This window comes from Pseudomonas sp. GL_117, assembly GCF_057835125.1.
In genome coordinates, this window is sequence record NZ_CM174418.1 from 3,038,147 (window position 1) to 3,062,728 (window position 24,582).

General features: G+C 53.0%; 19 protein-coding genes and 2 pseudogenes. 14 read left to right on the plus strand and 7 right to left on the minus strand.

What is annotated here, in order from left to right:
* The first annotated feature begins 12 nt into the window (after positions 1-12).
* The 4 genes from AC3ISR_RS13555 to AC3ISR_RS13570 all read left to right on the plus strand — a co-directional run bounded on the left by AC3ISR_RS13555 (position 13) and on the right by AC3ISR_RS13570 (position 5,115).
* Entirely contained in the window at positions 13-687 is a 675-nt protein-coding gene (locus AC3ISR_RS13555) for a hypothetical protein (protein WP_489324792.1), read from the plus strand.
* Positions 688-762: 75 nt separating this feature from the next.
* Positions 763-2,721: a hypothetical protein gene (locus tag AC3ISR_RS13560; RefSeq protein WP_489324793.1), complete on the plus strand. Its 1,959-nt coding sequence runs from the start codon at positions 763-765 to the stop codon at positions 2,719-2,721.
* Positions 2,722-2,725: 4 nt separating this feature from the next.
* Positions 2,726-3,712 (plus strand): ATP-binding protein, encoded by a 987-nt coding sequence (locus tag AC3ISR_RS13565; RefSeq protein WP_489324794.1) that lies wholly within the window; start codon positions 2,726-2,728, stop codon positions 3,710-3,712.
* Positions 3,709-5,115, plus strand: coding sequence for a hypothetical protein (locus AC3ISR_RS13570; RefSeq protein ID WP_489324795.1), 1,407 nt, complete (start codon positions 3,709-3,711; stop codon positions 5,113-5,115). The genes AC3ISR_RS13565 and AC3ISR_RS13570 overlap by 4 nt, the downstream gene beginning before the upstream one ends.
* A gap of 73 nt (positions 5,116-5,188) precedes the next feature.
* Here AC3ISR_RS13570 and AC3ISR_RS13575 read toward each other — a convergent pair.
* Both AC3ISR_RS13575 and AC3ISR_RS13580 read right to left on the minus strand, forming a co-directional pair.
* Positions 5,189-5,431, minus strand: a pseudogene (locus AC3ISR_RS13575) (IS3 family transposase); the annotation flags it as partial.
* A 107-nt stretch (positions 5,432-5,538) separates the two neighbouring features.
* Positions 5,539-5,757 carry a hypothetical protein gene (locus tag AC3ISR_RS13580; RefSeq protein WP_421560483.1) on the minus strand — a complete coding sequence of 73 codons (219 nt, stop codon included), beginning with the start codon at positions 5,755-5,757 and terminating at the stop codon, positions 5,539-5,541.
* A 408-nt stretch (positions 5,758-6,165) separates the two neighbouring features.
* Here AC3ISR_RS13580 and AC3ISR_RS13585 point away from each other — a divergent pair, with 408 nt between their 5' ends.
* From AC3ISR_RS13585 to AC3ISR_RS13600, 4 genes are all read left to right on the plus strand, one after another.
* On the plus strand, positions 6,166-7,665 hold the full coding sequence (locus AC3ISR_RS13585; protein ID WP_489324796.1) for an SAVED domain-containing protein: 1,500 nt from the start codon (positions 6,166-6,168) through the stop codon (positions 7,663-7,665).
* Between the two features lie 4 nt (positions 7,666-7,669).
* Positions 7,670-8,812, plus strand: coding sequence for an SMODS domain-containing nucleotidyltransferase (locus AC3ISR_RS13590; RefSeq protein WP_489324797.1), 1,143 nt, complete (start codon positions 7,670-7,672; stop codon positions 8,810-8,812).
* Positions 8,813-8,970: 158 nt separating this feature from the next.
* Positions 8,971-10,602 carry a HesA/MoeB/ThiF family protein gene (locus AC3ISR_RS13595; RefSeq protein ID WP_489324843.1) on the plus strand — a complete coding sequence of 544 codons (1,632 nt, stop codon included), beginning with the start codon at positions 8,971-8,973 and terminating at the stop codon, positions 10,600-10,602.
* Between the two features lie 77 nt (positions 10,603-10,679).
* On the plus strand, positions 10,680-11,096 hold the full coding sequence (locus AC3ISR_RS13600; RefSeq protein ID WP_489324844.1) for a Mov34/MPN/PAD-1 family protein: 417 nt from the start codon (positions 10,680-10,682) through the stop codon (positions 11,094-11,096).
* Positions 11,097-11,365: 269 nt separating this feature from the next.
* Here the strand turns inward: AC3ISR_RS13600 and AC3ISR_RS13605 are convergent, their stop codons facing one another.
* Positions 11,366-12,562: a site-specific integrase gene (locus AC3ISR_RS13605; RefSeq protein WP_489324798.1), complete on the minus strand. Its 1,197-nt coding sequence runs from the start codon at positions 12,560-12,562 to the stop codon at positions 11,366-11,368.
* A 78-nt stretch (positions 12,563-12,640) separates the two neighbouring features.
* Between AC3ISR_RS13605 and AC3ISR_RS13610 the strand changes: the two are divergent.
* The 3 genes and pseudogenes from AC3ISR_RS13610 to AC3ISR_RS13620 all read left to right on the plus strand — a co-directional run.
* A pseudogene (locus AC3ISR_RS13610) lies at positions 12,641-12,874 on the plus strand (DNA-binding protein); the annotation flags it as partial.
* Between the two features lie 225 nt (positions 12,875-13,099).
* The gene (locus AC3ISR_RS13615) at positions 13,100-14,914 is read left to right on the plus strand and encodes a hypothetical protein (RefSeq protein ID WP_341639049.1); all 1,815 of its coding nucleotides are present in this window, start codon (positions 13,100-13,102) and stop codon (positions 14,912-14,914) included.
* On the plus strand, positions 14,914-17,994 hold the full coding sequence (locus AC3ISR_RS13620; RefSeq protein ID WP_489324799.1) for an AAA family ATPase: 3,081 nt from the start codon (positions 14,914-14,916) through the stop codon (positions 17,992-17,994). The genes AC3ISR_RS13615 and AC3ISR_RS13620 overlap by 1 nt, the downstream gene beginning before the upstream one ends.
* Before the next feature lie 286 nt (positions 17,995-18,280).
* Here the strand turns inward: AC3ISR_RS13620 and AC3ISR_RS13625 are convergent, their stop codons facing one another.
* The 3 genes from AC3ISR_RS13625 to AC3ISR_RS13635 all read right to left on the minus strand — a co-directional run bounded on the left by AC3ISR_RS13625 (position 18,281) and on the right by AC3ISR_RS13635 (position 20,854).
* A complete protein-coding gene (locus AC3ISR_RS13625; RefSeq protein ID WP_489324800.1) occupies positions 18,281-18,901 on the minus strand; it encodes a tyrosine-type recombinase/integrase in 621 nt (206 codons plus the stop codon).
* A gap of 167 nt (positions 18,902-19,068) precedes the next feature.
* A complete protein-coding gene (locus AC3ISR_RS13630; RefSeq protein ID WP_489324801.1) occupies positions 19,069-19,461 on the minus strand; it encodes a VOC family protein in 393 nt (130 codons plus the stop codon).
* A gap of 799 nt (positions 19,462-20,260) precedes the next feature.
* Entirely contained in the window at positions 20,261-20,854 is a 594-nt protein-coding gene (locus AC3ISR_RS13635; RefSeq protein WP_489324802.1) for a LysE family translocator, read from the minus strand.
* A gap of 92 nt (positions 20,855-20,946) precedes the next feature.
* Between AC3ISR_RS13635 and AC3ISR_RS13640 the strand changes: the two genes are divergently transcribed.
* Positions 20,947-21,813, plus strand: a complete 867-nt coding sequence (locus AC3ISR_RS13640) for a LysR family transcriptional regulator (RefSeq protein ID WP_489324803.1) — start codon at positions 20,947-20,949, stop codon at positions 21,811-21,813.
* Between the two features lie 89 nt (positions 21,814-21,902).
* Here the strand turns inward: AC3ISR_RS13640 and AC3ISR_RS13645 are convergent, their stop codons facing one another.
* Positions 21,903-22,094, minus strand: coding sequence for a hypothetical protein (locus AC3ISR_RS13645; protein WP_489324804.1), 192 nt, complete (start codon positions 22,092-22,094; stop codon positions 21,903-21,905).
* Between the two features lie 45 nt (positions 22,095-22,139).
* Between AC3ISR_RS13645 and istA the strand changes: the two genes are divergently transcribed.
* Both istA and istB read left to right on the plus strand, forming a co-directional pair.
* Positions 22,140-23,639, plus strand: coding sequence for an IS21 family transposase (istA, locus tag AC3ISR_RS13650; RefSeq protein ID WP_489324845.1), 1,500 nt, complete (start codon positions 22,140-22,142; stop codon positions 23,637-23,639).
* Positions 23,632-24,435, plus strand: coding sequence for an IS21-like element ISPsy20 family helper ATPase IstB (istB, locus tag AC3ISR_RS13655; protein ID WP_029241171.1), 804 nt, complete (start codon positions 23,632-23,634; stop codon positions 24,433-24,435). Before istA ends, istB begins: the two co-directional genes overlap by 8 nt.
* The last annotated feature ends 147 nt before the right edge of the window (positions 24,436-24,582 follow it).

Here is a 24,582-nt window from a genome sequence, read left to right on the forward strand (position 1 = left end):
AGGAGTTAAAGAATGTCTTCACTGAAGTCTAAGCTGCGCGGAAAACTGTTGAAGTCACATGGTGAGCGAAAGAACTCAAAAAACCATATCTGGCTTTCTTACAGCTTAAAAAAAAGTGGAGATATTACGTTAGTGAGTAATAACGAATGCATTTATTGGGCTTCGGAGCTAGAGCCGAATCCATATATTAAGGACTTCCTTTTTGGGGTGGAGGTCGTAATCCAGTACCCCTGGGAAGAGACTGCACGTAAACGAGAAGTCATTCTTACCGAAACTCACACCGGGACTACTGAGTTTCATCAGCTCATTTCAGGGATGACGAGCGAGCGGAGAGAAATGGTCACTGTTTTTGAGGGCGGTATCAGTGCCGGCGAAGTGCCTATTAATTTTTTTGATACTAAAAACGTAGCCGGCGCAGCAAGGCGCTCGGGTAATTGGCTAAAAGTTATATCTTTCGCGGCTCAAATTCGCGATGAATTATGCTTGGTCGAAACAAATTGGGTTAACTTGTTCTTACGAACCAACAGAGCTGGCGACGTACAGCAATTAATTATGAGTTCTATGGTGTACGATCAGATGAAAATTCTCGGCGTTTTCGCTCGGGCGGCTCTTATGGGGGATATTGAATTGGAGTTCGTGTCGAACGTCTTCGGCAGAAATACTAGGTGGACATTAAGAGGTGATTGATCCGTGCGTAGCAGGCGAGAGATACAAATTTCGATTCTTGAAACTCGGCCGTGGGCACCGGTTCACACCAGTAACATGACTGCTGAACAGCGTGATTTGTTTAATAGGCGAATGGCGGCGATTGACTTGTATCTGAACGGAGATCCGGTTGAGATTATTGCCGATCTCACAAGGATCAGGCCTTCAGAGCTTACCCGGCTCATAGCCAGATGTGGGGGTACTGCGTCAGATGGTACTGTCTGGGGGTTCAGGGCTCTCATTCCAGGTTTCAGGATAAAGGCTTATGAGCGCACGTCGGTGCTAAAAAAAACCATCCCTGGCACTAGGTCTGGGTATGCTGGAGTTTTGAATCAGACCCTTTCAAAGTATCCAGATCTTTACGATAAACTGGTCAATAAGATACTGAAGACGAGAGCTAAAGATCAGCCCCCCGGAACTGTATTTGAGTACAAGATTGCTCCGAAGAAGCTCGGCAAAATATTCAGGGACAGTTTGAGGGAGCTAGGAGCAACCGACGCCGAGTGGCCATTCAATACGAGATACCAAGGACAACGCAGTATTTCAGCCTTCATGAAGGAAATCATCCACCTGAATGCAGACCAGCAGGTGAGGGTATATGGCGACAGTTCTGCGCGTGCGCATTTGTCAGTTGGCACTGGCAGAGAGGCGTCTCTCAGGTTCGATGAGGTATACGACGCTTGGGAAATTGACAGCCATAAGATTGATGCGCAGTTTGTGGTCGGAGTACGCAATGCAGACAGTTTGCTGTCTTACTTTACGGTAAAAAGAATAAATCTGCTCGCGTTAGTCGATAGAGGTTCAAAAGCTGCTATATGGTTTTTGATTGTATATGGCCCTGAGGTGACTGCGAGTGATGTTGTGAGGCTGATTACGCGAAGCCTAGGCGCTACGCTTCCAGCGCCAACGAGCAATAAGTTGAATATGTTCATCCAAGGTGAGGCTGGTTATCCAAGCGAGCGGTTCGCTGAGTTGACACATGCTCTTCCCGCGGTGCTGATGGCAGACAACGCGCTGTGTAACTTATCAGCTAAAGTATCTACTGTGCTGCGGCGGGAATCGGGCTTCGCACTTAACTATGGTCCTCCAGGTCACTTTGAAAGCAGACCAAATATAGAGCGAACATTTGAAGGGGTTACGCAGGCAATCTTCCAACGATTTCCTAGCACTACTGGCTCTAGTCCAACCAAAGGACGTGCACGGGATGCAGAAAAAGTCGCAAAAACATATAAAATCGAATCCGACATCGTGGAGGAACTGGCTTACCATCACTTCGCTCAATATAACGCCACGCCTAACGAGGGATTAGGTTTTTTAACGCCTTTAGAATTTATCCAGCAAAAGCTTAGAATGGATAATGGTAACTTTCTTGTCCGCCGACTACTGGCTGATAAGATGGAGGATAAAATGACTTACAAGGTAAAAATAGCCTGCAAAGTTATTTACTACCCAAAAAAAGGAATGAGGCCATACATCACCATCGACCGGGTGCGGTATTCAAACGCATTGTTGAGAGAATCCAGCTGGCTCGCAAAAGAGACCCTGACCGTCCTCCTAGATGAAGAAGATATGCGAGTCGTAGAGGCATATTTGCCAAATGGTGAGTCGCTAGGGCACCTCATGGCGGCTGGTAAGTGGGCCAAGACAAAACATAGCCGCAAGACTCGGCAACAGATCAATTCGTTGCTGGCTGACAAAATCGCAACCATCCAGGAAATGCAAGATCCGGTTGAGTATTATTTGAATTATCTTAATAAACAGTTGTTAGCGCCGGAGGCTGGAGCAGATAAGCGAGATAGCAAGAAAACCAGTAGCGAGTTCAATCGTTTGAAGCATGAGATTAAGGATGACTTGCATCTTAGCCTCGCGGTGGGAGCGGGGGCATTAGAGGACGAAAAAATAGCGACAGAAGATATCTCAGAGCCCCAACCCGTTGCTTCGTCAACCAGCGATCCAATCAAGTCCCTGATGAAAAAAGAAATGCCGGATTTCAGAAAGCTTCTGAGCAAGGGGTAGTTCAATGATGATTTTTTTTGATCCCGCGAACATCGATCAGCGTAATTCCATGATTGACGGGCATCCGGTCGTTGAGGCTAAAGTTAAGGCGATTACAAACACCATACAAGGTGTTTACGCAAGGGTGCGTGAAAGTGTTTGGTTAGGACATCCGAGCATTTGTTTCGACGGACCACCCCGCATGGGGAAGACGGCATCTGCATCCATGGTAAGATTTTTACTCGAGCAGGAGTTTCCTAAAAAATATGCGATCCATATTTCGTGCGATATGAGCGAGGACGATACGATTGTTAATACATTGGTTAATGCAACTGGGCTACTCCCAAAGTATAGGGAGAGCCAATCCAAACTACGTAATAGACTGATAAAGCACTTGGAATGTGAAATCTTGGCCCGTGGCGGAGCGCATTTTGTGCTCATTTTAGATGAATTGCAAAGCCTTACACTTTCGCAGTTTAAGGTGCTCCAAATGATTCAAAACCATTTTAAGTTATCGGAAATAACGCTCACCTCAGTCGGATTTGCACAACCTGATATCGCCAATCGGATAAGCGCATTTCGGCTCGCTGGGGAAGATGCGATTGTTGCGAGATTTCTTAGTCAGCGGGTCAGGTTTCAGGGTTGCGATAGTGCTACATGGCTCAACGAACTTCTTCAGGATTATGATACCACCTTGATCTATCCGCCGGAATCGGGATGCTCTTATACTAACTTTTTCGTACCTTTGGCATTTGCTAGCGGTTTTCGACTAAGTAACTACGCTAGTTCCATTTATGCAGCTGTCCGGCAAGCGGTGACTGATGCCGCCGCCGCGCGAGTGCCCATTCCAACTGAACATCTCTTTCGCGCCCTCCAGAACCTACTGATCAGAGCGTCAGCTAATGACAGCACTAATTTCCAAATTCGGATTGAGGATATCAAAGAGGCCATTGATCGCTCAATGATGGCGGAATTTGTGCAATCTTCCTCAAGGCCAGGGGCAAGCAAATGAAATATGTCCTGACTTTTCCACGTCACGTCTACCTCTACGAATCAGCGTGGGGGATGCAAGTCCGACTTCTGCTCATTAACGACATTAATCTTGTGCAGTATTACAGACTGGTCGGATCGACTACTTCAGGAACATCCTTGCATCGAGTAAATTGGTTTTGCAGCAAACAGTTTAACCTAGATTCATTTAGCTATGCTCTAGGTATTTCTGAAGAGGCAGCCAGTACGGCATTCGTCGATCTTGCTTTTGGTTCACCAAAAAATCATGCGCTCAGTGAAGTTCGACATTGTTCTATGTGCATCGAACAGTTATTTCACTCGACTTGGTTTTTTTTTCCTTGGCTTGAGAAGTGTCCAATTCATAGCCTGACGCTGCAACCCTGCAAGTCATGCAGTAATGCGTTGACCCCCACAGGCGTCGCTAGACTTCAGTCGGACGAGTACTTTTGCGAGCATTTGAAACTGTACCGAGGCGAGAAATTCCCGCAACCCAAACTCGATCATGTGTCAGCGCTGCGGTGGGATCAGTGGAATCAGAAAATTACATCTTGGATCAATAAAGTCATGCAAGTTTCTGGACTTCATTTGCTGGAGATTGCACGTAACTCGGCGGCTCATTGGTCATCTAGGCCGTTATTTATCTATTGGAGATACCTTGAGAACTTGGTAGGAGAATCGTCCATTGATATAGGTTTTCCGAAGGTGGCAGTAGCGAGGGTTCGTATGTTGCATATGTTAAACGACGCAGATAGTTCCGCAAATTTAGTCGCTTGTGCGAAATCCCTCAGACGTCATGTCTTTAATCTGTACGTCAAAAAGCACAAGCGATGTCATAACCTGATAAAGCGGTTCGGTGTCAGTAGTTGCTCGTCACTTGTTGGCGAGCGGCGTTGTAGTTGCGTTCTTGGTTATTACACTTGGCTCGTAACTTTTTTGAATTTATACACGATGGCTGACTTAAATAGTCCTAAAATCAATCCTTATTCCCCGGGGGGGGAGTTCTACAGGAATACCGTGGGGCTGGACCTCCGTACGTTTTTGTTACGCGGATGGATATCGTTTCATGCGGCGTGGTCCGCCGTGGAATTTTGTACCGACAATTTCTCGGGCGCTAATAGTATTAGGGTGCATATCCGAATTGAGCGGGGGGCGGAATTTTTCAGGCCTCCCTATTCTTTCTTCCTGCGGAAACCTGATTCCGATATCGAAGATGGTTATTACATATCACACGTGTCGTTGGCGGCCCGAAGTAAAAAACGGTGCAGTTTTCGAGGATCTAAAGAAATGATCCATAGCGGCGCGCCAAATGATATAGGCTACGCGAATCTCAGGCGGGAAGAGTTTTTATTTCTTTACTTTCCCAGTGCTGTCGGCAGGTCAAAGTCTGAAACGGTCTATATCTGAAAATTCTTATTCTAGCATAAGCGCTGCCCCGTATGTAGTGATCAACTAATTACAAATACGAAGTTAAGTTTTCCTAGGCCCGCGCCACCGCCCACCCATAGTTGAATTGGTGAGGCCAAATCCAGTTGTAACGATGCCTCAAGAAACGGCTGACATCGCGCAGTGCTTCCTGCGCAGATCTATAGCCCAAGGTCGGTATCCATTCTGTTTTCTAGCTGCGGAGTACCCGCTCTATTGGTGCGTTATCGCCTCAGTTTCCTCGTTGACTCATGCTCTGGCGCATATGGTATCGCCACAACCGCTGGCGAAATAGCCGTCCTTACATCTCAAATGATCAGATCCAGCGACTCTAGTGATAGATTGAGGGTGGATTTTGCAGAATCATTTCGGTAGCTGCAAGGGGCGCCGGGGGTTAGGTGAGGTCTATAATTGGCGTAGGCGCATAATTGCATTTGTGATGGCTCGTGCATTCTTATCCAGCGTGTCCATGGCCCCGACTGCGTTAGCGGCGACACTTTCAACTCCGTTCTCTGAGATCCATTTGGTCACTTCTTCGAGGGCCGCCGCTAACGCGTGCTGGTTGTGCAGTAACAGTGTGAGAGCGTCCGCTGTGGCTATGTTCGCTTCAGAGTTATTCGGCATGGGATCGTCCTGAGTAACTGGTGTGGGAAGACTAGCTGACTTCTCCGCTGGCTGGAGCCATGTGTCCAGATTCGCCAACATAATGATATTACAATGAATTGACGGCCTATTTGCAGTCTACCAGCCATTCGCAACGTATGAATCCGCCCTTGGCAACTATGACCGCCAGCCATCGGTCAACTTCTGCCGGTTACGACCAAATGCAACGGGTCGTTCTCTGACTGTCATGGCCATGTAGCTTTCTGGTCAAATCCGATGAAGATGGTTGGTCAGATCGAACGCAAATGCTTGGGTAAGCCTATGCAATTACCTAACAAAGCAATTAGCGATCGAGAACGTGCAATCCGGCTTGATTATAAAACGTAGAAGCGATAGCGTTTTGCCGGCACGCCACTTAGGGAATTGAGCATGGCCAACTCGGTATCGGCTGGATGGCACGGACATGACTACCAAGCGCGCTTCTTCTGGGTACACGCATCCGCCTTAAGGGATCCGGATCAGTCACACGTGATCGAGGTTTCGTATGAGGCGGACGGTCCCAAAGCGTTCGACGACGTAATCATCCGCTATGACCCTCCTCGAGTCAGCAGCGGGCCCACGCGCATTTCAGTGGACTATCATCAGATCAAATTCCATGTCACGGGCGCCGGTCGCTTCGGCTATTCCGATCTCATTGACCCCGCCTTTATCGGCGCCGAATCCGTATCCCTATTAGAACGATTGAAGCAAGCCAAAGAGAACGCTCCTGATCGTTCGGCATTCCACCTCGTCACGATTGATAGCGTCAAAGACGACGATCCTCTGAGTGAGATTATTTCGGCTGTAGACCACTCCCTACGACTGGATAAACTCTGGGAGGGTAAAACCGACCGCAGCAGAATGGGCAAAGTACGAAAGCTATGGCGCGAACATCTCAAGCTCTCGTCGGACGACGAGTTAAAAAAAATATTGATGGGCCTCCACATCGCTACAGCGCAGCGCTCTTTGGAACAGTTACGGCAGGAGGTAAACCTTCGCTTCCGCGTCGTTGGTCTGATCGGTTGCTATGACACCTCAGAGTTTCGCTTCGATGCTGCGGCTCGTGCACTAAAGAGCAAAGGTCTTTACCAGTTTACCCGTGAGCAATTCGACACGCTTTGTAAAGTTGAAGGCTGGCTACGCGCCGATCCACCTGAAGACTTCCTCAACGTGGCCCTGCGCTCATTCACCGATGGGCCAACGGACCGAATAGATGCTCTCCCGGAAAATACTCTCTCGCTCCTGCAGCACTTCGACGGTCGCCACCTTAAGCCCGGGGCAGACTGGACCTCGGCTGTCCAGCCATTAGTCGAGTCCTTCTTCGCGCGAGTAAAGCAGTCTGAACGACGCATTCGACTATTCTTGGATGTTCATACCTCCATCGCATTTCTGGCAGGCCGATGCCTCGGGTTGAAGTCAGGTCTGAACGTTGAGCTTGTCCAAAAGGGGCGCTCAGGGACGACCGTTTGGAGAGCAGATGATGGAAAAGACAAGGGCACAGCCAATGTGACTGTTGAACAACTGCATGATGGCCCAGACATCGCGCTCGTATTGAGCTTTTCAAGAGATGCCATGGATGATGTGCGGGATTATGTGATTACCAAGCAAACAAGCATTGGAAGGATTTTAAACATTACCCCCCCGGGCGCCGCCGGCCAAGGCTCTGTGGCTGGTGGAGCCCATGCTGCCCGCCTTGCGGATGACGTGGCCAATGCAGTGGCGAAAGCCCGAATTCCGTTTGGAGCCAATGTGCATGTCTTCAGCGCGGCCCCGAATGCTGTGAATTTTTTCGTGGGTCAACATGCTGAATCCATGGGTTTCTGCATCTTCTACGAATTTGATTTCAACCGACGCATCGACGGCTCCTATCACCCCACCTTCAAGGTCTAAGGACATGGAACTCAAACCTCAGTTTGCGGAGTTTCTCACCGGCATCCGGCCAACGGCCTCACAGCAGGAAGATTGGAAGGTAGGGTCGAAGACCTTGCGGAGCCGCCTCGAGGCCGATTTGGATCTCAAGGATATCGTAGTTGCCACCTTTCTACAGGGCAGCGTCCGCAGGTCGACCGCCATCCGTCCTTTGGGTGAGAAACGGCCGGACGTCGACATCGTCGTTGTGACTAACCTCGACTACAACCGCCTCACGCCGAAAGAGGCCATGGACCTTTTCGAGCCGTTCTTGGACCGTTACTACAAGGGCAAATGGCGACCGCAAGGACGCTCTTTCGGAATCGAGCTTTCGTACGTGGATCTAGACCTAGTAATAACAGCCCTCCCAATTGATGGCTCCGGCCAGCGTCTTATGGAGCAGCTGTATCGTTCACAAGCGGTACTGACTACCAACTCGCTTGAAGACGAGGGTAGTTGGCGATTGAACCGCAGTTGGGCACCGCCAAGCGGATTGCTCGGGAATGCAGCACCACTTCAAGACGCCCCAATTGACGAATGGAAGCCCCATCCGCTGTTTCTTCCTGACCGTGATGCCGGAGAATGGGGGCGCACTCACCCCCTGGCTCAGATTCAATGGACAGCTGCAAAAAATCGAGCGTGTAACGGTCACTACGTAAATTTGGTTCGAGCGGTCAAGTGGTGGCGTCAGGATAACGCAGACAAGCTTCCTAAGTACCCGAAGGGCTACCCATTGGAGCACATGATCGGGCATGTCCTGTCCGAAGGAACCAGCTCCATGGCAACAGGCTTGGTCCAAGCATTGGAGCGTTTCAGAGATACCTGGTACACCTATGACCTACTCAACGTAGTACCTACGCTTACGGATCATGGTGTCCCCGAACATAACGTTCTAGCACGTCTGCCGGTTGAGGATTTCAAGGCTTTCTACAAGGCGGTTTGTGAAGCAGCCAAGGCTGCACGGGAAGCACTGGATAGCACAGACGCTAAGGAGAGCGGACAGCTCTGGCGGAATCTGCTGGGAAGCAAATTCCCGTTGCCTGGGCCTCAGGGTGGTGACAGATCGAGTGGCGGCTTCACGGCCCCAACTCAGCCTGCCAAGCCTGAAAAAACTGAGCGATTCGCTTGACGGCTCTTCAATCGGTGACGCCCCAAGTTTTGCTGTCCGTTGTCGATGCCATCAACAACGATGCACGCACCTACACTGACAGCAGTTGGGTTCAGCATTCAGAAGGAGAATGGTCGCTCAGGTTCACTGCATGTCTTTCGGTACCTGAGACAGACTTTATGCCTCTCGAGTCGGTTTGGCACCTAGTGGTCTGGGCAACTTTGAATGGGGAGGTTGCACACGTTTATCCTGACGCTGCCCATGGGATCAGCGCTACTTTTCCACACCAGGATTGCAACGGTGAAGTAGACACAGCACGTGCTTGGAGACTCGGAAAACCGTGCCTAGAAAAGCCCGTTGACGTTTTCAATCGTAGCAACTGGTCGGACGAACCCCGAGACCTAGCTGAACGCTTACTCTGGTTGCTGCAGCGATTATTAGTCTGGATTGACGCGGCAGCTACTGACTCACTCCTCGTAGCAGGAGACCCACTTGAGTTGCCAGTCCTGCCTAAACAGTCGCTATTTCCACTATTGGCATTTCGTGAACTCGCTGCCGAGCTGCCACATTGGCTAAGTCGTCAAGCGACTTGGGGCTATGCAAGCACTGCTCGCCTTCAAGGAACCAGCAACATACGGTTCATAAAGAGTTTCGACCAAAGCGATGGTGCAATCATCAGGTCCTTGGAATGGTCATCCTCAATGCGAACCAAAGGACGTGTATCGGATGCCGTATGGATCGTCCTGCCTGAGATTCCGGTCCTACATCCCTGGCAAGTGCCTTCGACCTGGTTGGAACTGAGCCAGCGACTGGCAGCAGACCAAGTCAATCTAAAACACATACTTGTTGAAATTGGTGCAGCCGCTAGAAAGAGCCCTCGTACAGATCCACCCTGGATTCTGCTCCTGGGATTCCCGATCGCCGAGCGATTCGGAGTTGCTCCATCCCGATTACATTGGCTCTCTGTTAAGTGCCCCGATCTCGCCAGCAAAACGACGTTGAGAAATGGTTTTAGGGCATGCGAGCGCAACCACCGCCAGTGGGACGCCGAGATTGCAACATCCATGCAGCCCTTGGCTTGGCTTCGAACAGCCAACTGGGCACCGGACCAACTACGAACGCGAGGCGCTGCGGAGAACGAAATCTGCAAGCGCCGGATTCTGCTGATTGGGGCAGGCTCACTCGGGAGCACAGTTGCAGAAAACCTCCTTCGCATGGGCGTTTGCGAAATGGGCATTTTGGATTTCGACTGGCTGATGATGGGCAATCTCAGCCGCCATACGCTCTCCATGCCAAGTGTAGGCCACAAGAAAGCCACCGCCTTGGCAGATCACCTAAATCAATGTATGCCAGACGCTAAAGTGAGACCGTTCGATACCGTATTTCCTCCGCAAAACGAACAACTCAAGCAAGCGGTCAAAAGCTATGACGTGATCATTGACTGCACGGGGGACGACGAAGTATTGGAAGCACTTGCTTTGTTCAATTGGCAGAGTGAAAAGCTGTTTGTGAGCCTGGCCATGACTTGGCGAGCGGAGGGGCTGTTTGCCTATGCGGCTTCCGAAACGAGCTTTCCGGCCGTAGATGCCAAAGCTCAATTCGCCGACTCGCCAAGCCCGGCGCTCAACGAGGCAGATGCACAGATTGAAGGCATTGGATGCTGGCATGCCGTCTTTCCAGCGACCGCCGACGATGTGCATCTTTGGGGGGCGATTGGTACCAAATTCATACGTAGGGCGATTCTGAATCCGGGACGACGCTACGAATATTTTCAACAGATGTCAGATGGTACAGTCGAGCGCAGAAAATGAAGACGTCCACTCCGCTCTACTTCACATGTCCTGATACTCAGTACGCTGTGAACCTTGAGCTCGCGGCATGGAGCACTATGGTAAATGACTGCATCAAGGCAGGTACAAACGAAACAGGCGGCATCTTGATCGGTCGGTACACGAGTGACCAATCTCTCGCTCTAATCACAGAGATTACATCGTGTCCTAAGGACTCGATTTTCAGCACTACAACCTTCCAACGCGGAGCTGTTGGACTGAAAGAGATACTCGCCTCCCGTTGGAAAGAAGGATTTCATTACGTAGGTGAATGGCACTTCCATCCGGGAGGTTCGCCGGAACCGAGTGGCCCCGACATACGTGCTATGCGATCCATTGCTGCCAATTCAAATTACTCATGCCGTGAGCCGATCCTAATCATTCTAGGAGGGCAGCCACCAGAAAAAGTCACGCTAAGTGTCACCGTTTTCCCGAGTAAGGATCCAAGCGTCAGATTAAATCCAACGCATCCTTAAACGTAGGTGAGTGATTGCGCAGGCTTCCCCACCTACTTAGCATTAGACCTGACCGGTCATTTGCATCGGATTTGATTTACACAAGTCGTGACCATGACCGGCAGAGAACGATCCATAGTGGTCGGCGGCGCCAGGCAATAAAATGGCCAAAAACAGCCGCTCGTAGGTCTAGATTTTAATAAGATGAGAAGGGCGGAGCGGTTGCATCCGTCCACATTTAGAATACGAGGGCTGACAGTCCGCAGCGAACGGAGCACGGAAGTTCGTGACTAGCTAGCTTGCACGGAAGGAGAGCCCATACGCACTCCGGATAACATGGAATTTTCGGTATCCTCGTTTGCACCAACGTTTAGGCCCTCCGGGGTCCCGTGATCATCAATTGGTGACGACTTGAGTAAGGTCGTGGCTCGACTTTCGAGTAGTGCACCGGCTTGGAAGTAGCCCATTACGCTACTCACACTTCGATGTTCAGTCATCGCCATCACTTCACCCAGAGGCACTCCCTGACGGCCGGCCTCGGTCACAAACCCTGAACGCAAGCTGTGTGCCGCCCAATCCCCATTCAAGCCCGCCAGCACTGCACGACGCTTAACAATCCGCGCTACCTGGTCGGCCGACAAACCTCTTGCTCCGACCTTATCACCTTTATACATGCGACGAAACAAGGGCCCTGACTCTGCGGGCGCAGCCTTTAGCCAAGCCGTTAGCGCCTCGGCCGCAGGTCCGCGGAGTGGTTTTTCCCGACGAATCCCGCCGGTATCGGTTTTGGTCACACCCAGTGCATATAGCCAGGTGTCGGGATCCAGCTGGCGTACATCGCTAATTTGTAAATTCACCACCTCGGAACGCCTTCGGCCACCGCCGCTCCAGGCCAGCAGGAGGAGGGCTCGGTCTCGCTGACCGCGAAGACCATCGGTGCAGGTGGCCAACAGTGCCTGTAGAGGCTCAAGTACGATGGCGGTCTTCTTACGCACCGATAGCCCCTGACGTGACTGCGCCTTGCGTGCCTCGCGTAGCAAGTTCTTGAGCGCCGGTGCATCGGTGGGGCTATCCCAGCTATTCAGTCGATGCCATTTGCCCAGTACCGAAAGTCGATGAGTGACGGTGTTATAGGCCAGTCCACCCGGCTTGGCTTTGACTTTTGCGCGGATAAGCGCAGCGTCAATGGACTCCGGCAATAAATGCACCCATTTGCCGTTATCCGTAGGACGGGCTAGGTGATCAACCACAAACTGGACCGCCACTGCCGCGGGCAATGGCGCATCGCTTAGCGCGTGTCCGTAGCGCAGTTGTAACCACGCCGACCAATAGGCGAGGGCGCTGCGATAGCTACGAACAGTGTTATCCGCCGTGCCGGCGGCAATGAAAGCTGCAGCTGCTTCCTGTGAGTTGAGCGTCAGAAAATGCAGGTCCAACGGCGTTTCGTCGATCTGCGAAATTTGGTTCGTAATATTTAGTACGTCCAACGTATTTTAAATCCATATCGTGAAAGATAAGGTCGGATAACATTCTATTATCAGACCTAATATAGCGGAGCGCAGGGCGTGACGGTAGGAGTGCCGGAGCACGAGGTTTCTGCCGCGGTGGACGCGGTGTTGGCGCGGGGTGAACGGCCGGCGGTGGAACGAGTGCGCCTGCAACTCGGCCGGGGCAGCCCGGCGCGAGTCGGCAGTCTGCTGGCCCAGTGGTGGTCGCGCTTGGCCGAACGCCTGAATGGCGAGACCCGCCTGCCAGCGTTGCCTGGTGAGTTATCGCTGGCCTTTGTTGCGTTGTGGCAACTCTGGACACAAATGCAGAAGCGATTACCGACGCGATAATGCGTCTGCGGCAGGTCCAGGGAATATCACCTCGCAGGCAGCAATCGGCCAAAAGCGGTCACTCTACGGTTCGGCGAAACCCCTTAGCTCTTTGTTACACTCGACGGACAGAAGGATGCTGAGTTATTCGAGCACTTCGCGTGTACCGAAAGTTATTCGTCGGCATCTGGTCCAGGAGATTGGTTGGTGATAAGGATCGTAGAAGTAGAACAAGTGCTGCAGCAGCAAGCGTCCCCCCTTAGGCTGATGAGCTTGCAGGCGCTAAACCCAGCCCGCGAACCCTATAGGGCCATCCTTCTCCAACCTACCGGCGTGATTGAAGCGAACGAACAGCGTATTGGCCATGCGGACAGGGAGCTTGGGCATGCCCTTTGTAGCGGCTTTCTCGAGTCCGCCGTTCAACAGCATGCGGATCTGGTGGTCGCCCCCGAATACTGTGTCCCCTGGACTGTCGTAGAGGAAATAGTTGCCGGACGCTATCGACCGCCACAAGGCTCTATATGGGTGCTTGGATGCGAGAGTATTTCCCCGAATGCTTTGCAGGACTTGGGAAATCGTTTTCAGGCTGCAGACCATTGCGTATTTCTTCACGAACCGCTCGAGCCAAGACAGGCGGCGCAACGACGTTATGTCGATCCACTGCTCTACGTCTTCTGGGCTCATGACCAAAATGGTCAATCCGTGCTGGTGCTTTTGGCACAACTAAAGACTGTCGCTTGTCGAGACTCTCTGGATGTAGAGCAAACATCGTTGTGCTTAGGGCAAGTGGTGTACGTCTTCAATCGTGCAGTCGGAAACATGTGCCTTGCCTCCATCATATGTTCCGACGCCTTCGATTTCACGGAGCACGTAGATCACCTCCATACCAACTGTCTTCTGATCCATATCCAGCTCAATCCCAAGCCAGCACATGCTGATTATGCAAGCTATCGCACCAGGCTTTGTTCTGTTGGATCGAACAGTCACGTAGAGCTTCTGTGCTTGAACTGGGCTCAAAACGTCAAGGAAGTCAAAGGTGGAGGGCGGTTTTCTGAATGGAACAACGTTGCAGGATCAGCTTGGTATGCTCCTCCGGCAAAGTTCAACGCTGATGATGGTCTGATCGATGCGCTGCATCGTGGTGGTTTGTACTACTGCTTGCTTGATCAACGGTGGCATGCCTTCTTCCTGAACTACGGAGGACAGGTCATTCTTCTGCAAAAGCAGAAGCTCCTGTTTCCGGGTGAGCAAGCACTGGTTACAAAAAACTTCATCCAGGTTGAAGAGCGCTGGACTTGGAACGCGGACGCCAGCAGTTGGGTGCCGGGCGCCGTCGCAAATGACGGTTTTGCCGAAGCGCTGGTGGGGTACCGGTCGATCAGTGCAGATTTACTTCGAGCATCTACGGCTAGCCCACTTGCAGTGGAGCGTGCGATTGAGATTCTCATGGGGCCTCGAGGCAAACCAACCACGTGGTACACCACTAAGGAATTGGATGCTCTGCGCCTCGATAAGGATGAAGAATCCATTCGCCGCGTGACAGTCCATCAGGATAAGGACGTCAATCGGCCTGGAGTGTCGTATCGCACTCAAAGATTGCAGCGCGCACACGATGCTATTGGGCTTGCCCAGTCTGCCGTTCCCTGGCCGGCGGCGGTTCGTGACTTGGCCCAAGGTTTCAAATTCTCGTGGCGCCGACAAGCTCCGCATCACAACATTGAACCCACCGCCGGTGGCCTCGGTTCTGCGGCACTTGTCTACCTCTCTGACCAAGCGAACGATGCTGCCATCGAAAGTGCACACCGTATGCTTCGCTTAGCGCTCGTTGAACAAGCGTTGATAGATGCTGCGCGCGCAGGACTGGACTCCGCAGCCATGAACGATGCCATCGTACGCGCTCCAGACAGACTCTGTGTCGTGTTCCGCAGGGACAATCAATACGGCGCTAGAGGCCCTGAGGGAATGAATCTCATCGACACACCCGCCAGCGCGTCTCCGGTGGATTTTTCAGAGGATAGATAATGATCAATGCGCAACGTGTCGAGGCAATGCTCAAGAACCGATACCCTGATCTTGAGCATGTCGGAAATGGCGTATTTCGAGGTGTTGACCGTTTCGGTCAGCGTGACTATGCCGTGCGCTACTTCGATCTGAATGATCAGCTTGCGCAGGCTGCGGTCTCTCTCAAGAGTTACCAGGAAGACGTTCTCTCCGGAATGTACTTCTCGAGTGATGTCTCGACGGATCTGCGCTGGAACCATTATCTGTACTTCGTCACCAGTGAAGAAGAGGCCCAAGGTGGTGAGTTCGGTCGGCTGAAAGCAACGATCGAAGCAGATCGGGAATATGCTCGAAAGCGAGTCATTCAAGAAGATGAGATCGCTCCACTGCTTGCAGTTGCCGGTACACCGCAGGCTGTCAGAACCATGCCCGTCGACCTCGCGACAATATGGTCGGAGGCGCTATCCCAGCATAAGCTGAACTTCATCCTTGACAGCGACATCACGGTGCCCGAGGCGGTACGCAGAATTGTCGCTGGTGCAACCGACACGGTGGGGAAGGCCGTTTCTCCGGTTTCTTTGCTTTCCGGCGAACAGGCCGCAGTCGATAATTTTATCCAGAGCCTGGCCATCACAGGTTTTCGCTCTCACCCTGAGCAAAAGGTTCATGAGCTTGGCCGGGTCAACCTGATAGTCGGCAGTAACGGAGTTGGAAAAACTTCACTGCTCGAGGCAATTGAGTTCGCTTATTGCGGAACGAATCGTCGGGAATCTCCCGTTCTCCCGAAAACATCTGTGGTGCTGGATTTTGGGGATACGGGAGAAAAGCTGAATTCAACCACGAATACGACGCGCCTGCGTGCGCGACACTCAAACTGGTACGCCAAAACCGACCTAAAGAGCTCCACTATTCAGCACAGCTTTGCGAAGTTTAACTTTCTCGACACCGACGCAGCCGTCGAGCTCAGCGTTACTTCGAGTTCGGATCAAATCGGTGAAGATGTAACTCGGTTGGTGCTCGGCGCCGCGTCAGAACAGCTTGGGGATCGGCTGCGCCGCGTCCTTACGCAGTTGCAGGACGAACTGAAGGGTTTTCGCCGAGAAAATGTTACAAATCAGCGGTTAAAAGAGTCATCTCAAAAGCGCCTGGACTTCCTCAAAACAATACCCAAGCTGTCTGACAGTTTGTTCTTGGAGTTACTGACGGCAACCCGAGCGTCGGGCTGGATTCAGCCACCGGTAGAAAAGGGGCAGCTCGACGCGTTCAGGGATGAACTTCAAAAGGCCACATCCGCAGTCGCGCTTATCCGGCGATCATCGATCGATGCACTTCACAGTAATTTCAGTGACTCTCAACTGATCCTTGCAAGCCTGGAGGACGAGGCCAGAAAAGCAGAAGCGCTAGATCAGCGCGCCCATGCCGCTCGGCTGGCGCAATCCAATGCGAACAGGGAAGCGCAGGCCGCCTTGGAGTTGATCGCCGTAACAGAGTCTCTACTGCCGTATGCTCGCACCGACTTTTCACGTTTGAATCAAGATACACAGGATCTTCAAGGGCGTGTGCGTGCTTCGAGCGCGAGGTTAGCCACCACTGCCAGCCTCATCGATATGCAGCCGATCCAGACGTATCTGAGCCAGCCACTGGCAGCTGTGATTGCTTCGGTAACCGGTCAAGTAGAGGAGTCCGGGCGTCGACTTGAATCAGCGCGATTGTCTCTTCAGGCTTTTGAAAAGAGCCAAAGCGCCATGACCGTTTTGAAGCAGCGACTTCTGGTAGCTGCCCAGGAATTACTGCAAGTCCAGGTTGATCCTAATCATTGCCCGCTGTGCAAAACAGAGTTTGAGGAAGGTCAGTTACTTGCCCGCATGATGTCAGATATTGAAGGCAGCACATCGGAGCATGCAGCGATGTTGCAAGCGACGATCACGTTCGAAAGCGACGAGCTGGCTAAAGCCAAAGTGACAATGGCGACTCTGATGCCAGTGAAATCGTTTGTCGGCAATACTGATCTGCTCATCACCGTCGAAGAGGCGCTCCGGCTGATTGATGAGGAAAAAAGGACGTTGGAGCAAGACCGATACGAGCTTGATGCCAGTCTATCGAAAATCAATCAGCTCTCGGCAGAAGGTCTTTCTAGTGAAGACCTTTCCCGGAAATTACTGATCGCAGGACTGTCTGAATTAACGTCTCTCGATGCGCTGCTCCAAGTGCAGGCTGACAAAAAGGAATTGCTAAATGCCACTCAGGCTGCCTCCGCTTCCGCGATTGAGGAGTTGAATGAGGTAAGGCAAGAAAGTGAGGCCTTGGCCGCTCGCTTATCGATTGAAGTGCTAGACGATACCGAGCAGTTCGCTCAGGCTGTCAAAAAGCAGTTTCAGGATTTGGATGCTGCTTTGGGTGCTCGACAGACCCTAACCTCGATCCTAACAATCGATACTGAATCGACCGCCGAACAGATTGGTATCAACCTTGCCACAATGCGGCAAATGCTTATCAACGTCGCCACAGCGGAAGCTGTGGAGACTTCAAACGATACGGAGTTCAATCAAGAGGCATCGACCATCGCTGAGCTCGATACCAAGATTGGCGAATTGGACACGCAGATAAAACGTGCAGTTGAAGCCGACGCAGTGCTGGGGGAGCTTGCTCTACAGCGTTCGGGTGGAGAATTGACCAACCAGATTTTGACTGAAAATGCTGCGGAGATCGCCCGCACATTTGCAAGCATCCACATGCCCAACGAGTTTGAGCTAAAGACCGATCAAGGCAAGCTTGTAATTATTCGCAGGAGCAACGGCGCAGAGGTTCAGCTTCATCAAATGAGTACCGGCCAGCGGGCTGCCTTCGCCTTGTCGCTGTTCTTGGCAATGAATGGCCGCCTGCAGTCAGGGCCACCCATTTTGCTCTTCGATGATCCGGTAGCACACATCGACGATATCAACATATTGTCATTTCTTGATCACCTGCGAGATCTGGCAATCAGCGGTTCGCGTCAAATTTTCTTTGCAACGGCGGACAACAAGCTTGCTGGGCTGTTTCGTCACAAGTTCCGATTCCTGGAGGACGACTTTAAGGAACTGCGGCTGTCGCGAGCTTCGTGACGATGAGCAAGCGAGGGTCGCTCTAGTGCCGTCCTGCTAAGCCATGAAAAGCATTTGAGCTGGGCGACGCTGCCAGCCACGTAGTCGGAATCGCTGGCCGCGTTTACCGGGTAGCTTCTGCATGAAGCTAAGGCAAAGATTTTTTTGCCTTAGCTTCCCTTTGTGCGCTTAACACAAAAAATTGGTTGCTTGGCTCAGACGGCTTCTTTTGACCGAGTCCTGCCTGTCGTCACCGTCCGTTTTGGGTCGAAAGCGACGGGGTGACTGCCCCGTCGCGGTTGCTCGGTCATACTTCAGTCTGCTCGGCCATCTCAAGCGCGTCGTCCACTTCGATGCCAAGATATCTGACAGTGCTTTCTAGCTTGGTGTGACCAAGAAGTATCTGTACGGCTCTGATGTTTTTCGTTCTGCGATAGATCAACGATGCCTTGGTCCGACGCATCGTATGAGTACCATATGGCACTGGGTCGAGGCCGATTGAGCTGACCCAGGCTTTCACTATGCGTGAGTATTGACGCGTAGACAGGTGCTCGGAAGTTTTTAGCCGACTTGGAAACAGGAAGTCTCCATTTCTGAGTCCAGCCTGTAGTACCCATTCCTCCACAGCGAGTCGCGTCTGCGCAGTGATCTCGAACTGGACGGGCCGTTTTGTCTTCTGCTGCATCACCATTGCCCTAGCTACAACGTGATTTCCGTGCGCGACATCACGAACACGTAGCTTCGTCAGATCGCATGCACGAAGCTTGCTGTCGATTGCTAAATCGAAAAGGGCTAGATCCCTCACGTTTTGCGCAAGCTCAAGCCTGACTCTGATGCCCCAGATGTCGCGCAGGCGGAGCGGTGATTTTTGACCAACCAGCTTGCCTTTATTCCAGGGCTGGTACGAGATAGCAGTATTTGCGTTCATGTCATTACCTCCGGTGATGGAGGCTTAGCATGACCCTGTGCAAGAAGGGCCGCAGTCGACCCAAAGGGAAGCTGCGGACTGCTCGACAGCGGGTACTGGTATTGGCAAACTACCAAGGCAACTGGGCGCCGCACACGAAGCGTTTCAAGATGGGCCTGCTGTAACCGTTACGGCATCCGGTGCAGTGCGCAGAGCTTGTTGCCGTCTGGGTCGCGTACGTATGCGAGGCAGACGCCGCCAGCCGGCGTATCGCGCACGCCTGGCGGCTGTTCGATCGATTGGCCGCCATGGGCTACTGCCACGTCGTGAAAAGCTTGCACCTGCTCCGGCGAGCTGCACTTGAAGCCGATAGTCGCGCCGTTGGCCACAGTCGCCGGTTCGTCGTTGATCGGCTCGCTGACGCAGAAGCTGCTGCCGTCGTGGGTGTAGAACAGGCGCGTATGGCCCGATGCAGCCACGTTGCGGATGGGTTCGCTGGCGCCGAGGAGGCCAAGGACAGCATTGTAAAATTGTTTGGACCGGTCGATGTCGTTGGTGCCGACCATGATGTGATTGAGCATATTGTCTCCTGATTTATGACGGCTGTATGGTAGCGCGGTAGCGGCTTTGTTACACGAATCGGCCCGTTTAGCGGTGCAGCATGGTCGAGATAAACTGACGGTATGACTGCCCAACAAAACCAAAGTACCGAACTACCTAAGTGCACCATGTCATCCTCGGTTTGGAATGCATGATTTGAGCGTGTCCCAAGGTCTGCTTTTGGCCGATTCTGTTGAAAAAGTCGGTTTTCTCAAACTACCAGAAAGCTGATTGGTGAAAGCGCCTCTTTTACGCAGCTACGTGAAATCTGAGTCTGGATGCCTTTGCGGCGATTCAAGATTTCAATCTCATGCGTGTACTTTTCTGCCGTGAAAACTACATCCGACTTTTTCAACAGAATCGGCCGTTTTCTGCCTGTCGCCACTGGCAGTTATGGGTCGACTGCTGCCGGTCATGAGCGAAAAACATCAGCCTTTTCGGTGATGGATTGGAACTGCTAATCCTGTAGGCCACGTACTACTTGCCCTACAGAGCCGACCTGATAGCTGCGTACCAATTTTGTACCGACATGAGTCCATACAGCGACGTCCTGCTCCTCACTGGAGAATTGCATTCCACTTGACCACCCGTTTGCATTGCCACTGACCAATCATTTGCATTCGACGTGACCAGGCGTTTGCACGAGACTTGACCGGCGCATTACATGCCCTCGACCGGCTGGAGCCGATTTCTCCCAGTCGTGAAGGGTAGTAAACCACCACGGCTGGCCTGTTCGAGTAAGGAAACGAATCTGTGCTCTTCTCTCGCTCCCAGCCTGATTTACAGCCATAGCGGCACAATCGAAGCGACCAGCAGAGCCCCCAGAAACCTGTTCAACAGTCGCCACTGCCGTTCGGTTTTCAGCGCGCGCGCCAGCACTAACCCGGCCACGCACCAGAGCGCGAGCGAGGCCATCGACAACACGGCGAATACGAGGCCGAGCAATACGGCCAAGCTTTCTGTGCTGTGCGTCAGTGAGGCAAACGAAGCGGCGGCACTCAGGGTCATCGCCCAGGCCTTGGGGTTCTGCCAGAGCAGTCCAACTCCTGCAATAAACCCTGATGGTTTCTGCGTAACGGCCGCTTTACCGGGCTGGCCGCGCCGCGCGATTTGCACGGCAAGCCACAATAGATAAAGCGAGCCCAGCAGCTTCATAGCCAGTTGCAACGCCGGCACCGCTAGAATCAGCCCGCCCAGGCCAAGCGCGGCCGCCACGGCCATGCTGGCCAGACCGAACGAGATACCGGACAACAACGGAAACGAACGCCACCATCCGAAGGTGGCGCCAGACGCAGTTGCCAAGGTGGTGGCACCGCCGGGACTGATGGTGGCGACCAGCACAAACAGAACAAGCGGCAAAAAGGCGTCGAGCATGCTGAAGATTTCCTAGGGTGAGATCGACTAGATAGCGAATCTGCCGTTAATATGGAAACTAATATTCACGATGTTTAGGATTACAAACCGTAATGACCAACGCTCTACGCACCTTCGATCTGGTATTGCTGCGCACCTTTATCGTCGTTGCCGAACAACGCAGCATGACCGCCGCCGCCAACGCCCTGCACCTCACTCAAGGCGCCGTTAGCCATCAGATCCGTAAGCTGGAGGAGCTGCTGCGCGAGCCACTATTCATTCGCCAGCGGCCCGGCATCCGGCTCTCGCCGCTGGGCGAGCGAATGATCGCCAAGGCACGCCAGATGCTTGCGCTCAACGACCAGCTTTGGACGGAGCTGCACGGCAATCCCGTGCAAGGCATCGTGCGCCTCGGCGTGCCCTATGACCTGGCCGGCGCCTGGATAACGCCAGCGATCAGAGCGTTTATGGCCACCTATCCGCAGGTAGAACTGTCAATGAAATGCGGAGCTTCGCCCGAGCTGATACAAGCCACTGCCAATGGCGAACTGGATGTGGCAATTGCCGAAGAAGTGATAGAGCAGGCAAGCGGCGATTGTCTGTCCATCGAGCGCCTGGTCTGGGCCGGTGCCAAGGGCGGCGCGGCGTATCTAAGGTCGCCGTTGCCCGTCTCGATGGTCGCCGAGACCTGCGTATTTCGCTCGCTCGTTATTGCCGCATTGCAGGCCCAAGACCGGCCCTGGAAAACCCTGTTCGAAAACGGCAGCCTGGAGGCCACGATTGCCATGGTCGGCAGCGACCTCGCGGTGTCCGTATGGTTGCAGTCCACCCTGCCCAACGGCCTCGACATCCTGCCACCAGACACCTCGCTACCCGAGCTGGCCTCTATAGCAATTACGTTGCACCGCGCCAAGACATCGCAAAGTGCCGCGAGTGAGGAGCTGATTCGGCATATTCGAGCGCATCGTGCGGGAGGTTGATGCGGGGAGCGCTGAAGCGATTGGTGGCGGGTTCATTTTCCAGGCTGACTGTCCGTTGTTGGCCGATTCTGTTGAAAAAGTCGGTTTTCTCAAACTACCAGAAAGCTGATTGGTGAAAGCGCCTCTTTTACGCAGCTACGTGAAATCTGAGTCTGGATGCCTTTGCGGCGATTCAAGATTTCAATCTCATGCGTGTACTTTTGTGCCGTGATGTTGCCGCTGACCGAAAACTGACCCAGTAGAGGCTCTTCTGCCGACTGAAAACTGACCCAGGTGTTCAACTGCTTCTGCTCACTTTTCGAGCAGGAGAACACAGGGTGATCAGCATGGAAATGTTGGGAAAAATCCGGCGGATGTACTTCCGCGACAAGCTCTCGCTGCATCAGATAGCCAAGCGTACCGGGCTGTCGAGAAACACCATCCGAAAATGGGTCAGAGCGCCCGAAGCCATTCAGCCAGCGTACCAACGGTGCGCAACCTTCAATAAGCTCAGCCCTTTTCAAGAGACCCTGGAGCAGGCGCTCAAGGCCGATTCGTTCCGGCCAAAACACAACCGCAGGAGCGCCAAAGCACTTTTTGAGCAGATCAAAGCCGAGGGTTATGACGGCGGTTACAGCCAGCTCACGGCGTTTGTGCGCTCTTGGCGAGGCGAGCAAGGCAAGTCTTTACGCGCTTTTGTACCGCTGACGTTTGCGCTCGGTGAGGCCTTTCAATTTGACTGGAGCGAAGAAGGCCTGCTGATCGGTGGTCTTTTTCGACGTATCCAGGTCTCCCATATGAAGCTGTGTGCCAGCCGCGCATTCTGGTTGGTTGCGTACCCCAGCCAAGGCCACGAGATGCTGTTTGATGCCCACACCCGTTCGTTTGGAGCGTTGGATGGTGTGCCGCGTCGCGGCATCTACGACAACATGAAAACGGCTGTCGACAAGGTCAACAAAGGCAAAGGGCGCACGGTCAACGCCCGGTTTTCCGTGATGTGCGCGCACTATCTGTTCGATCCGGACTTCTGCAACGTGGCCTCTGGCTGGGAAAAAGGCATCGTCGAAAAGAACGTTCAGGACAGCCGGAGGCGAATCTGGCTCGATGCTCAAAACTGCATGTTTCACACCTTCGAGGAACTGAATGTCTGGCTCGGCCAACGTTGCCGGTCGCTCTGGAGCGAACTGGTGCATCCGCAGTACAACGGGCTGACGGTGGCCGAGGTCTTAGAGCTGGAGCAGGTCGAAATGATGCCAATGCCGACGGCATTTGATGGCTACGTCGAGCGTACCGTGCGGGTCTCCAGCACCTGCCTGATCAGCGTGGCGCGAAATCGCTATTCAGTGCCATGTGAGCGCGTCGGCCAGTGGGTCAGTAGCCGTTTGTACCCTTCGCGGATCGTGGTCATTGCCGACGAAACGGTGATCGCCAGTCACGAGCGCCTCTTTGATCGAGATCAGGTCAGTTTTGACTGGCAGCACTACATCCCACTCATCGAACGCAAGCCTGGTGCATTGCGCAACGGTGCGCCATTTGCTGATCTGCCAAAACCGTTACGGCTTCTCAAACGAGGACTGAGGCGTCACACCAACGGTGATCGAATCATGATGCAGGTACTGGCTGCTGTGCCAATTGCGGGGCTCGAACCTGTGCTGGTGGCGGTGGAGCTGGTACTTGAATCGGGAAGTCTGAGCGCCGATCACATCCTCAATGTCCTTGCCCGCCTGACCTCCACCGCACTACCTCCCAGTGTAGAAACCAGCCTGCAACTCAAGGTCGCGCCTGTTGCCAATACAGCACGCTACGACCGGCTCCGTGCGACCGATGAGGAGAATCGCAATGCGTGACCTAATGACTGAACTCAAAGAACTTCGCCTGCACGGCATGGCCAGTGCTTGGGAAGAACTGGTCTCTCAAGGAACAGCGTCGACGGCTTCATCGAAATGGCTGCTGGAACATCTGCTTCAGCAGGAACATGCGGATCGCGCGGTGCGCTCGGTGAATCATCAGATGAACATGGCAAAACTCCCCATGCACCGTGACTTAGCTGGCTTTGACTTCAGCGCTTCCAGCGCTGATGCCCGGCTGGTCAGCGATCTATCCAGCTTAGCGTTCACTGAAACGGCGCAGAATGTCGTGTTCATCGGCGGCCCTGGAACCGGGAAAACACACCTGGCCAGTGCCTTGGCTGTATCCGGAATCACGGCCCACAACAAACGCGTGCGCTTCTTTTCCACGGTGGATCTGGTGAATTTGCTGGAGCGTGAGAAGTACGATGGCAAGGCAGGGCGAATCGCCCAGGGACTGCTTCGCACAGACCTGGTGATACTGGATGAGCTGGGATATTTGCCCTTTAGCCAAAGCGGCGGTGCCCTGTTATTTCACCTGCTGTCCAAACTGTACGAACACACCAGCGTGGTCATCACCACCAACCTCAGCTTCTCGGAATGGTCGAGTGTGTTTGGCGACGCCAAGATGACCACCGCGTTGTTGGATCGGCTGACACATCACTGCCACATCGTCGAAACGGGCAACGAGTCCTACCGCCTACAACACAGCACCTTGGCCGCCCAGACAAAGATCAAGTCACGGGAACGAAAGCGCAAGGACGGAGATGATGTCGAGGACGATGAGCCATTTTGATCCGCACCATAAATACCCTGCTGCATGCCTACATGCGGTGGGGGTTGATGCGTCTTGAATCGGCCCACTGCTGCTAAGCTTATCCACAATTGCTGGGACAGAAATCAGCAATCCGTCCTGGGTCAATTTTCAATCGGCAGGGTGGGT